Annotated in this window: 12 protein-coding genes; 8 read left to right on the forward strand and 4 right to left on the reverse strand. The window is 61.1% G+C overall.

Annotation, left to right across the window (positions count from 1 at the left end):
• Window positions 1-410: 410 nt before the first annotated feature.
• On the reverse strand, window positions 411-869 hold the full coding sequence (locus JO015_04865; GenBank protein ID MBV9998430.1) for a L,D-transpeptidase: 459 nt from the start codon (window positions 867-869) through the stop codon (window positions 411-413).
• 23 nt (window positions 870-892) lie between these two features.
• On the opposite strand from JO015_04865, the gene JO015_04870 reads away from it, so the two are divergent.
• Window positions 893-1,891, forward strand: coding sequence for an aspartate-semialdehyde dehydrogenase (locus JO015_04870; GenBank protein ID MBV9998431.1), 999 nt, complete (start codon window positions 893-895; stop codon window positions 1,889-1,891).
• 116 nt (window positions 1,892-2,007) lie between these two features.
• On the opposite strand, the gene JO015_04875 is transcribed toward JO015_04870, so the two are convergent.
• Window positions 2,008-3,951: a S9 family peptidase gene (locus tag JO015_04875; GenBank protein MBV9998432.1), complete on the reverse strand. Its 1,944-nt coding sequence runs from the start codon at window positions 3,949-3,951 to the stop codon at window positions 2,008-2,010.
• Window positions 3,952-4,069: 118 nt separating this feature from the next.
• Between JO015_04875 and JO015_04880 the strand changes: the two genes are divergently transcribed.
• The 5 genes from JO015_04880 (at window position 4,070) to JO015_04900 (ending at window position 8,459) form a co-directional block, all read left to right on the forward strand.
• A complete protein-coding gene (locus tag JO015_04880) occupies window positions 4,070-4,942 on the forward strand; it encodes a histone deacetylase (protein MBV9998433.1) in 873 nt (290 codons plus the stop codon).
• 122 nt (window positions 4,943-5,064) lie between these two features.
• Window positions 5,065-6,027: a permease gene (locus tag JO015_04885; GenBank protein ID MBV9998434.1), complete on the forward strand. Its 963-nt coding sequence runs from the start codon at window positions 5,065-5,067 to the stop codon at window positions 6,025-6,027.
• Window positions 6,008-6,943, forward strand: a complete 936-nt coding sequence (locus tag JO015_04890) for a DUF1980 domain-containing protein (protein ID MBV9998435.1) — start codon at window positions 6,008-6,010, stop codon at window positions 6,941-6,943. The genes JO015_04885 and JO015_04890 overlap by 20 nt, the downstream gene beginning before the upstream one ends.
• 38 nt (window positions 6,944-6,981) lie before the next feature.
• Window positions 6,982-7,212 (forward strand): hypothetical protein, encoded by a 231-nt coding sequence (locus JO015_04895; protein MBV9998436.1) that lies wholly within the window; start codon window positions 6,982-6,984, stop codon window positions 7,210-7,212.
• A gap of 8 nt (window positions 7,213-7,220) precedes the next feature.
• A complete protein-coding gene (locus JO015_04900; protein MBV9998437.1) occupies window positions 7,221-8,459 on the forward strand; it encodes an FAD-dependent oxidoreductase in 1,239 nt (412 codons plus the stop codon).
• A gap of 17 nt (window positions 8,460-8,476) precedes the next feature.
• Here the strand turns inward: JO015_04900 and fabG are convergent, their stop codons facing one another.
• Together fabG and JO015_04910 are read right to left on the reverse strand one after the other, a co-directional pair.
• Complete coding sequence (gene fabG, locus JO015_04905) at window positions 8,477-9,232, reverse strand: 3-oxoacyl-[acyl-carrier-protein] reductase (protein MBV9998438.1); 756 nt, start codon at window positions 9,230-9,232, stop codon at window positions 8,477-8,479.
• Window positions 9,233-9,485: 253 nt separating this feature from the next.
• Window positions 9,486-10,898: a sigma-54-dependent Fis family transcriptional regulator gene (locus JO015_04910; protein ID MBV9998439.1), complete on the reverse strand. Its 1,413-nt coding sequence runs from the start codon at window positions 10,896-10,898 to the stop codon at window positions 9,486-9,488.
• Window positions 10,899-11,348: 450 nt separating this feature from the next.
• On the opposite strand from JO015_04910, the gene JO015_04915 reads away from it, so the two are divergent.
• Together JO015_04915 and JO015_04920 are read left to right on the forward strand one after the other, a co-directional pair.
• Complete coding sequence (locus JO015_04915; protein MBV9998440.1) at window positions 11,349-12,011, forward strand: hypothetical protein; 663 nt, start codon at window positions 11,349-11,351, stop codon at window positions 12,009-12,011.
• Window positions 12,012-12,077: 66 nt separating this feature from the next.
• Window positions 12,078-14,249: a response regulator gene (locus JO015_04920; GenBank protein MBV9998441.1), complete on the forward strand. Its 2,172-nt coding sequence runs from the start codon at window positions 12,078-12,080 to the stop codon at window positions 14,247-14,249.
• Window positions 14,250-14,400: the final 151 nt, after the last annotated feature.

A 14,400-nucleotide genomic window follows, 5' to 3' on the forward strand; every position in this document is an offset into this window, starting at 1 on the left:
CGGCCACAACATAAGAGAAGGTCACACGGTCACACCGCGGGCACGGCGGGTGGGGCGGGTGTGGCGGGTGTGGCGGGCACGACGGAAGAGGTTCACACGGCGAACACGGCGAGCCACGGCGACCGCGGCGGGAAGACAAATGCCACAAATGAGGGCCGCTGGTTAGGCACCCCTGAACCTATGCCGTCTTTGGCGCGGGGCGGCGGTTGGCAGTAACCGAGAACTTTAGTGACCATTAATCTCGCCGCCGCCCCGGGCCAAAGACGGCGTACTCCTTGCCAGGGGCTGAATTAAGGGTCGAGCATCGGGTGCCGGGTGATTTTGTCTTCCCGCCGTGGCTCGCCGTGTGAACTCAGTCGTTGTGCCCGCCGGTTCGCTGCGGCCGCCGTGTGACCGAACGCCCTCCTCTTCTACTCCTGAATCAAGACTTCCGTGCCCGGTTCAACTTCACTGAAAAGCTGGCCGATATCGGCATTCCCCATCCGGATGCAGCCGTGGCTGGCCGGACTGGCCAGCAACGCCTCCTGGTTGGTGCCGTGAATGTAGATGAACCGTTCCTTGGTGTTGGCGTTGTGCACTTCCAGGCCGTTCAACCAGAGGATGCGGGAGGTGATCAAATCCGGTTCGGAGGTCCAGTCCGGCTGCTCGAAAAGAACCGGTTCACGGCCCCGAAAAACCGTGTTCAGCGGTTGATCGCCGCCGATCTTTTCTGCGATTTCAAACCGGCCCAGCGGAGTTTTGAAACTTCCGGGTTCAGAACCCACGCCGAAACGAGAACTGGAGATCGGGTAAGTTCGAACGATCTCATCCTCGCGGCAGAGGTAAAGCTTTTGCTGGTCGAGACGAATCACGATCTTGAGCGGTGTCATACTTGTTTTAAAGTGGGGGCGGTATGGGCAAGCATTTCACAGTCGCAATTGCCGGCGCAACGGGCGCCGTCGGAATCGAGCTTCTGCGGTTATTGGAACAGCGGGCGTTTCCGGTTCGCGACCTGAAACTTCTCGCCTCTCCCAAATCGGCGGGTAAACGTCTGCGTTTTCGAGGGGAGGAACTGCCGGTGGAAACGTTGTCGGAAGGGTCGTTCAACAATGTCGATTTTGCACTCTTCAGCGCCGGCGCGTCCACGTCGAAGACTTTTGCGCCGGCCGCCGTGCAGGCGGGCGCCACGGTCATCGATAATTCCTCGGCGTTCCGGATGGAACCGGCGGTGCCCCTGGTGGTCCCGGAAATCAATGCTGACGACGCCCGGTATCACGCGGGAATCATCGCTAACCCGAACTGCACGACCATCATCAGCCTGATGGCTTTGTGCCCGCTGCACCGTGCATTTGGTTTGAACCGCGTCGTCGCGGCGAGTTATCAGGCCGTTTCGGGGGCGGGCGCAAAAGGGATCATCGAACTGAAATCCCAGGTGGAAGCGGACGCCGCGCAGGCCCCTGCCGCCGCCGTCTTTCCGCACCCGATCGCCTTCAACGTCATTCCTCAGGTGGACGCGTTTTTAGCGGACGGATACACGAAGGAGGAACACAAATTTGTTAATGAGAGCCGCAAGATCCTGCACCTGCCGGACTTGCGTGCTTCCATCACTTGCGTGCGCGTACCGGTTTACCGGTCGCATGCCGTTGCCGTGCACGCCGAATTCCGAAACCCCGTTTCGATCGATCGGGCGAGGGACGTCATCGCCAAGTTTCCCGGTGTCCGGCTGGTGGACGAACCGGCTTCGGGCAAATACCCGGTGCCATTGGCCACTTCCGGAACTGACGATTGCCAGGTTGGCCGTATCCGGCTCGATGCCGCACTGGACAACGGGTTGGCATTGTGGGTCTGCGGCGACCAGTTGCTCAAAGGCGCCGCTTTAAACGCGGTCCAGATTGCCGAACTTCTCGTTTGAGCCGGGCTTGTCTTTGCCCCGGAAAGGGGCAAAGACCGTTGCCGCAGCCTCTACTACTCTCGTCGGAACGATCGGGCTCCGCCCGTTTTGGTCCCGGGCCGGTCGCCGGCTGCCCATTACCCGTTTCGGTCCGCGGGCTCGGGCGGCCGGGCCTTTGCAGCGTCGACCTTCGCAGCGTCGACGGGCACATGCTTGCTCAGGAATTGCTCCATCGCTTCGTAAAAGGAAAAACGGTTCTCCTCGTTGTGAAAACCGTGCCCCTCGTTTTCCTTGACCATGTACTCGACGTCAACGCCCCGCTTTTTCAACGCTTCCACGATCTGGTTTGACTCGGCGATGTTCACCCGGGGATCTTTGGCGCCCTGGGCCACAAAAAGGGGCGCCTTGATCCTGTCCGCGTTCAGAGCAGGGGAATGCTGCCGGAACCATTCCTTATCCTGATCCGGGTTTCCGACCATCGCGTACATCATGTCAAGCTGCGGTTTCCAGTAAGGCGGGATCGTCTTCAGGAACGTGAACAGGTTGGAGACACCGACATAATCGACTCCGGCTGCATACAGATCGGGCGTCTTGACCAGGCCCTCCAGGGTGGCATACCCGCCGTAGCTGCCGCCGTAGATGGCGATCCGCTTTGGGTTTGCGATACCCTCTTTGATCAACCACTCGGCACCGTCGGTGATGTCATCCTGCATCGTCCCGCCCCACTGCTTGAAACTGATCTCCCAAAACTTTCGCCCGTAGCCCGTTGAGCCGCGGTAGTTCACCTGGAGAATAGCGTAGCCGCGGTTAGCCAAGAACTGGACTTCGGGATCGAAGCCCCACGCATCGCGTGCCCACGGGCCGCCGTGAACGTTAATAATCACCGGCAGATTTTTCGGTTCGGCACCTTTCGGCAGGCTAAGGTAACCGTTGATCGTCAGGCCGTCGCGGGCCTGGTAGCTGATCGGTTTCATCTCAGCCAGGTCGGCGGGGTTCAACCAGGGCGCGCGGTCGGCCAGTTTCGTCAGTTCGTCGCCCTTGACATCATACAAATAGAAAGCGCCGAGGGACCGGTCGCTCATCGTGCGAACCACGAAACGGTCCTCGTCCTTGCTGGCTGAGGTAACCGATAGTTCCATCCCCGGTAATTTGGCTTCGAGACGGCTGAAAATGCCTTCCGCTTCCCGGTCGAAAAACTTGCGTTCCGTCCTCCAGGTCGTGTAGACGGCCGAGGTCAACACCTTGCGCTTGCGCGAATAGGTCAAGTCCGAGACGTCGACCTCCGGATTTTCGTACAGGACCTGCGTTTCCTTGGCTGAATCCAGATCAAACTCGACCACCGCGGCCTTGTCCCGACCGAGGTTGGAAACCCCATACAGGTTTTTATTGTCGAAGGTGAAAAACGCCGGGCTGAACGATTCCTTGAAGTTTGTCGTCAGGATGGTTTTCCAGGCCTCCTGTTCGGATTTGCGGTACAGGAGGCTGGTGTTTACCCCGTCGGTCGTCGTTGCCACCCGGATGCGGCCGTCATGATCCGTGACCCAGTTGGCGATGTTGCCCGGGTTTTCCGCAATGAGCTTCATGTCGCCGGTTTCAACGTTCAGCCGGTAGGCATCGAACACCTCTTTGTTCCGCTTGTTGAGCGCCACGATGACGTCCGTCGGGTGATCTTCAAGGTCATCGATGAGTTCCGCCCGTGCGCCCTCAAACGGCGTAAGATCCCGAACTTGTTTGCCGTCGCGATCTACGGCGAACAGATGGAAGTTTTCATCCCCGCCGTTATCTTTGAGGAACAGGATGTATTGGTCGCCTTTCCAGAAATAGGCGGTTACGTCGCGATCGGTCACCGAAGTCAACCGCTTTTCCTCGCCGCCCTCGCGGGGGCGGATAAACACGTTGAGCCGGCTTTCGTAAGGTCTCACGTAAGCCAGGTCGTTACCACTCGGCGAGAGTTGGAACCCGGCTATTTCCGGGTTGCGGAAAAAATCGCGTAACGGGATCTGTGGCGGAAGGGGACTGCTGGATGCGGCCTGGGACAAGTTCGTCATGGAAAACAAGGCCAACAATACGATGATTCTCATAAAAAAAAGCGATGGTCGACTCTGCGGGCCACTACCACCGGGCACGCAGGCGGCCGCAAACTGCGGGTAAGCCAAGAGGTAACGCACTCCGGCCCCGCAGACAACCCGGACCATGGCCATGCTCAGCTTAATCTACGACCCCGCCTGCGCCGGCTACGAATCGCCGTGCCATCCCGAAAGCCCTATCCGGGTGCTGGCCACCGCCGCTTACCTGGAGGATCAAAGGCCGGATGCCGCGTGGGTGCAGCCCGGCATCGCCTCAGAAGCCGATTTGCTGCGGGTCCACACCCCGGAGCACCTTCGCCGGTTGCAGCAGCCGCGCGACTTCGATGGTGATACTCCCTACTATGAGGGGATCGAGACGCACGCGCGCCGGGCCGCAGGGGGTGCCCTGGCGGCGGTCAACGAAGCCCTGCAGGGGCGGGCCGCATTTTCACTGTTGCGTCCGCCCGGTCACCACGCGACGACCGATCGGGCCATGGGTTTTTGCTACCTTAACTCCGTGGCGATTGCCGCCCGCTACGCCCTCGAACAAGGTTGCGCCCGCGTCGCCATTTGGGACTTCGACGCCCACCATGGGAATGGCACGGAGGCGATCGTGGCGAATGACGACCGGATCCGTTTTGCGTCGGTGCATCAATACCCAGGGTATCCCGGAACGGGCACGAAGAGTTTTGCCAATATCTCAAACTGGCCGATCCCGCCGATGAGTGATCCGGACGCCCATGCGCGCGCCGTTCGAGCGGCCCTGGGTACATTGCTGGCGTTTGACCCCGAGCTCTTGCTGGTATCGGCGGGTTTCGACGCCTTTGCCCGGGATCCGATCACTCAGATGACGTTGGAACAGCCCCATTTCGGACAGTTCGGCGCGTGGCTGGCCGGGCTTCGGGTTCCGGTTGCGGCGGTGCTGGAAGGCGGGTACAGCCGCGAGTTACCCTTGCTCGTCGGGTCGTTCCTGAATGGATGGGTGCCGCGGCCTGCATCCTCATGAAAACCCGGGTCGGCGGTACCCGCGTGACTGAGATGTTTTCCGGGGAGCATTTGCCCCGGATTTGTTGATGCCTTGACGCGACTCGAGTAAGACGAGCAAATGCTATCGCCGGTTCAGCCGTCATGAGTTGGTTCAGCTTCAGCTGGCAGAATTTTTGGTTCTCGTTTCTCGCCCTGGCGTTTGAAGGGCTGCCGTTCCTGATGGCCGGCTCGCTGGTCTCCGGTGTGGTTGCGGTCTTCGTGCCGTCGACCCGGATCAACCGGCTCCTGCCGCGCAACCCTTTCCTGGCGACGCTGGCGAGCGGGTTTCTGGGCGTTTTTCTGCCGGTGTGCGACTGCGGCGTTGTGCCCATCGTGCGGCGCCTGTTGAACAAAGGGATGCCGGTGTCATGCGGCCTCACGTTCATGCTGGCGTCGCCCATCGTGAACCCGATTGTGGCGTTCAGCACTTATGCGGCGTTCCGCGGCCAGTCGCCCGGCCTTAATACGCTTATCAGACTCACTGCGGGGTATGCCGTGGCCGTCCTGGCCGGATTGGTGGCCTTAAAGGTGCGTCCCGACGCCGTCCTCAAAACGGACGTTGTCCGTCCCGACCGGCGCCGGCGGGCGGGGCTGAGCGTCGCGCCCATGCCCGAGGACGCGCCGGATGGCAATGTCACCACTTTTGGTGCAAAATTAATCGCGGCAGTGCGGCTGGCGTCCGACGACTTCATCGATACGGCCGTCTATTTTATGCTTGGTGCCGCGGTTGCCGCGGTCTTCAACACGGCCGTGAACCAGGCCATCATCCTGCCCCTGGCGCGACACGCGCTCCTCGCCACCGGGGCCATGACCGGTCTCTCCGCCCTCATGACCCTCTGCAGCACGTCCGACGCTTTTATCGCCGCGACCTTCATCAGCTTCCCCATGTTCGCCCGAATGAGCTTCTTGATTTTCGGCCCGATGTTCGACTTCAAACTGCTGTTCCTTTACCGCCTTCTGTTCCGGAAGCGTTTTATCGTGTTGCTGGGGGTTGGACTTTATGTACTCGTCGCCCTACTATGCTCCCAAGTTTTACCATTGATCTATGCGAGCCGAGGTCTCTAAGTACCTGAATGGGATTACCCTGATCGGGGTGGGGGGTGTGCTTCTTGCTTTCTGGATCGATCATCGCATCGATCAATACCTTCACCCGCTGTTTCGGCCCGGCGTTTTGGCCGGAGGCATCTTGCTCGTTCTCGCCGGAACCCTCTACTGCGTGACGACGGCCTCACGGCGTTGCTGCGTGGCGGGTGAATGCGTTCACGAGGCTAGCCAAAGCCCGGTCCGCAGCTTCGCGGCCGGCGCCGTGCTTTTGGCGCCGCTCGTGACGGGCAGCCTGGTATCCAAGGACGCGTTCGACCGGAACGCCGTGATGAATCGCAGCGTAGTTCAGGACGCTTCGGCGCTCGTCGCCCGATCCGCTTCCGCGTACCAGGGTAGCGCGGCCGTTCCCCAGATTCCGGCCACGATGCTGGGCGGAGATATTGACGAAACCGCTTCCAGGGACGCTTCGGCTTCAGCTTCGACCCCCGCCGCCCTCGCTCCGGGTACCGGTGGTCCGGCGGCCGCCGACCCGAATGCTCCCGGGCCAGGCGACACGGCGGACGGTGAAAATTATCTGCCGCGGACTGCTGATGGTAACGTGGCGCTGGAAGTTACGGATCTGCTCTACGGCGAAGCTGAGCCGAGCCTGCGCAAGGTTTTTTCGGGAAAGACCGTCGAGGTGGTGGGTCAATACCTGCCGAGCAAGCAAGGCCGGCACTTCAAGCTTGTTCGTATGCTGATCGTCTGTTGTGCGGCTGATGCCCGTCCGATGCTGGTTAACGTGGAGACAGACCGTCCGGTTCAGCAGACCGACATGGCGTGGGTCAAGGTGGTCGGGAAACCGCTTTACCAGGATATTGACGGGAAGACCCGGGTTACGCTCCGGGCGGCTGCCGTGATGCCGGTCGACCCTCCGGCCGATGCAATGTTGTACTGACCTCAGCCGGGATGAGGGGTGTCGGCACCGCCTTCGCGGTGCCACCGCAGGATGGTCATTGCGGTCCAGGCGCTCCGGTATCCGATGAAGGCACCTGGATGGCGCGAGATCGGTGCCGGCTGGTCTACCAGGTGTGGCGGCACGCGTGCGCCCCCAAGACGCTTCGCACCTATCCGTCGAGCTACCGCCTGCTCGCCCGAGACTTCGAAGCGGCCCAGGTGATCCGGGACGTGCACGCCTGGCTCGACGAGCGCACGGGCGCTGCATAGCTTGCGCTATGATCGTTATCGTTGGCGCGGGTTTGAGCGGCTTGGTTTGTGCCTTGGAACTGGCGAAAGCCGGGGCTCCGTTTGTACTCCTTGAACAAAACGCCCGGGTGGGCGGCCGGATCGGCTCGTTCTACGAAGACGGCTACACGTTTGATCTCGGATTCCAGGTCGTACTCGATAATTACCCGGCCGTACGGGCGTACCTGGACGTCAGCGCCCTCGGGCCCCGCTATTTCGATCCCGGCGCGCTGATGTGGGATGCCGGTCAAATGTTCACGTTCCGGCGGCCGAAAACGTGGACTGATTTCAGCTCGGCTCTGCAGACGACTGCGGGCCGGGGTCTCAACTGGGGCGACAAGATCCGGCTTGGCATCATCGGTGCCGGTCTGCTCGCACGGAACGATGAAACGCTCCTGAACGAAGCATTCGAAGTCTCGACCAAAAGGTACCTGGAGGGCTTCAGCGACGCAGCCTTCGAGCGGTTTTTCCGGCCGTTCTTCGGGGGCGTTTTGTTGGATAACGAGCTCGAGACCTCAGCGACCCTTTTCCGTTACTACTTCAAAAAGTTCCTGACCGGCCAAACGTTCCTCCCGCGCTTCGGTTTGCAAGCCATTCCCGACCAACTCGCCCGGCGTCTGCCGGCGGGAGCCTTGCGCCTGGAGACGGAAGTTACGGCAGTGGTGCTCGAGCAGGGCAAAGCCACCGCCGTGCGGCTGGCGTCCGGTGACGAGATAGAACTGGATCAGCTGGTCCTTACCTGCCCGGAACGGGTTACGGCAAAGTTGATCGGCGCCCAGGTGCGGGAGGCCCATCCGGCTGCGGTCGTCTACTTCCGGGCGGGACAATCCATCTACCCCGAAAAGCTCCTGGTTCTCCAGACGGGTCGCACCAAAATCGTGCGAAACCTGGTCCAGATTACCAACGTTGCCCCGGAGTACGCGCCGCCTGACGTTCACCTGATCAGCGCGACGGTCCTGCGGCCGCGGGTGACCCCGGCCGACGTGGCGGCAGCGGAACAGGAAATCAACCGGATTTTTGCGCTGAAGCCGGGAACCTTGCGCCACGTTCGGACCCTTGAAATCCCTTACGCGGTTCCCGTACAACCGCCCGGAAGCGTTTTCACGCAGAAGTTCGCCAATCCTTTCCCGAACGTCTGGCGCTGCGGCGACCAGATTTCACACGCCAGTTTTCAGGGCGCAATGGAGAGCGGCGCCGTGACGGCCAAAACGATCCTGGATCGGTCGTGACCGGCCCGCCGCCCGCCTTACATCACCATGCCGCCGTCGACCGTGATCACCTGGCCCGTGATGTAGCGCGCTTCCGGGCTCGCGATGAAGGCAACGGCCGCCGCGATATCCGGCGGTTCGCCGAACCGCCGCAACGGGATGCGCTCGAGCACCTGGGCCCGCACGTTTTCGGGCAGGTCCGCCGTCATGTCCGTCGTGACGAAGCCGGGCGCGATGGCGTTGACGGTGACGTTACGGCCCGCGACCTCCCTGGCCAGGGCCTTGGTGAGTCCGATCAGCCCGGCTTTGCTGGCCGAGTAGTTCACCTGGCCCGCCTGGCCGACGAGACCGCTGACCGAAGCGATGTTAATGATCCGGCCGTACGAAGCCTTCATCATGGAACGCTGGAGGTGTTGCGCGAAGTGAAACGCCCCTTTCAGGTTCGTGTCCAAAACCGCGTCCCAGTCGGCTTCCGCCATGCGCATGGTTAGCCGGTCCCTCGTGATGCCTGCATTGTTGACCAGCACGCTCACCTTGCCAAACTCTTTAACGATCCGGCCGCACAGGTCGGCCACCGCGTGCCCGTCGGCGACATCGACAGCGTAGGCCCGGGCGGAATCCGGACGCTGCTGGTTTAACTCTTCGCTGGTTCGCTGGGCGTTGGCTTCAGTGCGGCTGATCACGGCAACCCTGGCGCCCTCCGCCGCCAACCTCGCGGCGATGGCCTGCCCGATGCCCCGGCCGGCCCCCGTTACCACTGCAACCTGGTCAACAAAACGGTTCACGCTGCCAATCAAGGCAGTCCGGACGCCGCGGCAAGAAAATTCGTCGTGAAGGTGGATCGGGGACAGCCGGCTCGAGCCTCTCGCTGGGACGCAAACCTTTTTTTGGCGCAGCGTTCTCTCCGGGGCAGCTCTGTCACCGACGCCGGTTGGGAGTCAGCCGTAGCCTGCATGACGGCCCGGCCCGATCCGGCCCGCTCAAGCTTCCGAAGCCTGCCGGAGACACGAGCTCAACCAGGTTGAAAAGCGAACCGATGCCGGATCGTCACACCCGCTCCCCGGCTTCCTCGCTTTCGCCTTCGCCGCGCTGATTCAATTTATTGCGCAAAGTTCGAATGCTGATGCCCAGCAGGTGCGCCGTATGCGTTCGATTGCCGCCCGCTTGCCGCAAGGCATGCTGGATGTATTCTTTTTCAATCTGTTCAAGCGGAACGATCTTCGTGGGAAAGGCCAGGGAGCCATTCGCGTTGGCGGGCAGTTCGAAAGTCGACCCGTGCGTTTCGAGCAATTCCGACGGAAACATCGGCGCAAGGTCGGCCGGCTGGATCTCCCGGCCGGGCTCGGTAAGTATGACGGCGCGCTCAACCACGTTGTGCAATTCCCGAACGTTGCCCGGCCAATCGTAACCCTGCAGGACTTTCATGGCCTCGGGCGACACCGTCGGCGGCTTGACGCCGTGCCGTCCCGCCAATCGCCGCAGGAATGCATCCACCAGTAGCGGAATGTCTTCCTTCCGCTGGCGCAGGGCCGGCACCGTGATCGGAAAGACGTTCAGCCGGTAATAAAGGTCCTGCCGGAATTCCTGGTTCTCAACCGATCGCTGCAGATCCCGGTTGGTTGTGGCCAGCACCCGGACGTTTACTTTCAGCGTCCGGTTGCCGCCCACCCGTTCAAACTCCCGCTCCTGCAACACCCGGAGCAGTTTCGCCTGCAGCTTCAGGGAGACCTCGCTGATTTCGTCGAGCAGAATGGTGCCGTTATTGGCAAGTTCGAACCGTCCCTCGCGCTTCTCCGTCGCACCCGTGAACGCCCCGCGCTCATGCCCGAAAAACTCGCTCTCGATCAAGGTCTCCGAGATCGCGGCGCAATTCACCTTGATAAAAGGCATTTGAGAACGGGCGCTGGCCCGGAAAATCTCGGTCGCGACCAGTTCCTTGCCGGTGCCGTTCTCTCCGCTGATCAGGACCGTCGCCTCTGTCGGCGCCACTTTCTGGATCATCTGCCGCAACTGGCGGACGGCCTGGCTTGCGCCGATCAGCGCCCTGTCGGTGACCGCCTGCTGGACAAGCATCTGGCTCACCTTCACGGCTTGCGAAAAGTTCTCCGCCTTTTTCAATATGACGTCGATTTGGCTGGCGGAAAACGGCTTGATGATGTAATCGAAAGCGCCGTTTCGAATGCAACTGACGGCAGATTCAATGGTCCCATGCCCCGTCATCATCACGATCAATGGCCGGTCCGGGTTGCCCGAGAGTCGCGCCAGAAAGTCGGTCCCGTTCCCATCCGGCAAACGAACGTCTACAAACATCAGATCGAAGGTGTCTCGAGCGATCAGCCGCTCCGCTTCGGCCACCGTGGAGCAGAGCGCAACCGCCAACCGGCGGCTGCGTAACTGCATCTCCAGTGACCGTAGGATGATAGGTTCGTCATCAATGACGACTACTTTCTCAATGGCCATGCGACGATAAACGTAAGTGTTACGTCCGACATTCGTTCCGAGGGCGATCCACTGGCCTCGGCTAAGACCTAAGCTAAAGGCTCACCGCGCTACGCGCAATGGTTTTTGGAATGGTTGCACTCATTCGAGCTGAAAGAATTTCTCTAAAGTGCCCTCGGGATTTCGCCGGGGCGCGCCGCTTTTGCCTAAAGCAACCGGGCGAACCGCCGAAAAAAATAATCGGAGGCTGGATATGCAAAAAAAATCGGATGCGCTCAGTAACAAGGGCGAAAAGAGTGCACCTTCAGAACCCCACGCATCCAGCCCGTCCGAAGCTCCGGTGAATTCTACAGAAATGTCCGAACGGCTGAAACGGTTAGTATCCGACCCCAATTACCCCGATCCAGAAATTGTAAAGTCTATGGCGCAAAAATTACTCGATCTTTTCCGATCCGAGTAGAAACTAGCGTAGTGCCTGAGCGTCGTAATTTTCATAACGGCTCCCCCGCGCTGGACTTGCCGAGCTTTCGTGAGCGCTCGATCGAGTTCGTGCTCGATCGAGTCATCCACGATTTCTCGAATGCGATCGGCGGGATCGTCACCCTGACGGAGCATCACCTTCAGTATGACGAGGCCCAGCTTGATCCGAGGCTGAGCGCCAGCCTCCAACTGATCCATGACAGCGCCGAGCAGTGCCGCACGCTGCTGGCCGTCGTGACCGGCACTTTCGATCCCGACATGAATGATCGGGTATACATGCCGGCCGGGACCTTGGCTGACGAACTGGGCCGGCTTTTCCAGGCACTTCTCCCCCGGACCATTCGATTTGCGCCGATGCCCCCGTGCGCTCCATCTGCCGTCCACGTGCAACCGGCGGATTTCAAGGCGCGATGGCTGGCGGTGGCCAGCCTTGACTGCCAATCTGCAAAGGACGCCACCGGGGTTGAGTTCGGATGCACGGTTGAGGACCGTTTTTGCTGGTTTTGGTACCGGTCATCGAATCTCAACCACGTGAACCTTTCTGAGATCAAACGTATCCTGTTGCCTCTGGCGGGCATCGCCGGGCGAATCAGTTGCCAAATCACGGACAAAGGTTTGGTCGCCGGGGCAGCGTTACCTGTGGAGCTGGAATGATGACGCGTCGCGTGCGGCCTGACCGGACGTGATTCCCTGACGGTTGTCGTCGTTCCTGGAGTATGAATGGAATCAGTACCCGCGGTTCTCGTCGTTGATGATGACAAGATGATCCTGCACACCATGCAGGAGCAGCTTTCGCGTGAACATTATCGGGTTGTCACGGTCGCCAGGATAAAGGACGCCCTGGAAGCGATCGCCGCGCAGGAATTCGCGATCATCCTCGCTGACCAGTTTATGCCCGACCTGCCTGGGCTCGAGTTCCTGCGGAAATGCCGGCAGCTGCAACACCTGAGTTCGCGCATGCTGATCACCGGGATGGCATCGTCGCCCGGGATCCAGGAGGCAGTGCTTAACAGCGATATTTTTCGCTTTCTGCTTAAGCCGTGGTCCAGGATGGACCTCGTGCTGGCGCTGCACCAGGCATGGGAGCGCCACAAGTTGCTCCGCGAGTTGGAACGCCTGAAAAGCGAGGCGGCCGCCGGCTCTCCTGCTGAGGCTCGTTTGCCCGAAGCCTCACCGGAGCCGACGGGGTTGGACTCGGGCAACGGCCCCGGGGTTCCGGAACGGTTCTGGCAAGTGCTTTCCCATATCGATCAAGCGATCTGGGTGAGCGACGCGGAGACGAACGAACTGCTCTACTTCAGCCCGGTTCACGAACGCATCTGGGACCGGCCGCTGCCCACGCTTTGCTCCGGCACCGCCTGGCTCGACAGCATTCACCCGGACGATCGCGAGCGCGTCAGGCAGGCGGCGTTGGCGGATCAACGTCACGGGGGGGGCTACGATCAGGAGTACCGGATCCTGCGGCCTGACGGGCAGGTGCGCTGGGTGCGGGACCGTGCGTTTCCGCTGGTTGAAGAGGATGGCAGCGTGGCTCGACTGGCCGGCGTGGCGGAGGACATCACTGACCGGAAAGCCGTCAATGAACAACTGGAGTTGCGGGTTCGTGAACGGACCGAAGAGCTTGCGTGGGCTAATCTCGCCCTGGAGTCTGAAGTGTCGGAGCGCCGGCGGGCTGAGATTCAGTTGCGGGAAAGCAATCAGCGTCTGCAGCAGGCGCTAAAGGAACTGCACGACACCCAGCAGCATGTCATCCAGCAGGAACGCCTGCGTGCGCTGGGCCGTATGGCCAGCGGCGTGGCGCACGATTTCAACAACGCGCTGATTCCGATCCTCGGTTATACCGAACTCCTGCTGGAAAGACCTGAGTTGCTGCACGACCATGAGAAAACGACCCAGTACCTGCGGGTGATTCGGACCGCGTCCAAAGATGCGAGCACCGTGGTCGGGCGGCTGCGTGAATTCTACCGCCCCCGGGGCGACGGTGAAGTCCTTGAGGCGGTCAATCTGACCGAGGCGGTCGCCGACGCTGTGTCAATGACTCAGCCCCGATGGCGGGATGAAGCCCTGGCGCAGGGGCGTCATATCGATGTCCAGGTGGATCTTCGTCCCGTACCCGCCGTGACGTGCAACGGTGCGGAAATCCGTGAAATGGTGACTAACCTGGTGTTCAACGCCGTGGACGCGCTGCCCAACGGAGGCACCATCTGGATACGTTCCTATCCTGACCAGGACCGGGCGATTTTGGAGGTGCAGGATAACGGGGTGGGCATGCCTGAGGAGGTCAGGGCTCGCTGCATGGAGCCGTTTGTGACCACCAAGGGAGAGCGGGGGACGGGCCTCGGTCTGGCGATGGTTTACGGGACCGTCCAACGGCACCACGGAACGATTGAAGTTGAGAGCCAGGTCGGGAACGGCTCTTTGTTTCGCATCTGCCTCCCTTTCCATAATCCGCCTCCAACGGAAGTGAGGACGCGCTGGCATGAATTGAAGCGGCAACTGCGCGTCCTCGTCATCGATGATGAGGAGGTCGCTCGCGACATTGTCTCGTTATTTCTGCGGAACGATCATCATGAGGTCACCCTGGCCAGCAGTGCGGCGGAGGGCCTGCGAGCCATCAAAGAGGAGACCTTTGACCTGGTAATCACCGACCATGCCATGCCCGGTATGACCGGCGAAGGTTTCACGGCCGCTGCCCGCCAGGCAGGGGTCACGATCCCGATCCTGATGCTGACCGGATTCGGTGAGCTGATGAAGGCCGCCGGCAAGGTGCCGCCCGGCGTCAACAAGGTGGTGAATAAACCCGTGACGATCGACGCGCTCCGCTCCGCCGTCGCCGAAGTCGTCCTGGGCGAGCACCCAACGGGTGTGGCGCGTTTGGCGGCCACACCATAAGAGAAGGTCACACGGTCACACGGCGGGCACGACGGAAGAGGTTCACACGGCGAACACGGCGAGCCACGGCGACCGCGGCGGGAAGACAAATGCCACAAATGAGGGCCGCTGGTTAGGCACCCCTGAACCTATGCCGTCTTTGGCGCGGGGC

It is taken from the genome of Verrucomicrobiota bacterium (genome assembly GCA_019247695.1).
Classification (GTDB): domain Bacteria; phylum Verrucomicrobiota; class Verrucomicrobiia; order Chthoniobacterales; family JAFAMB01; genus JAFBAP01.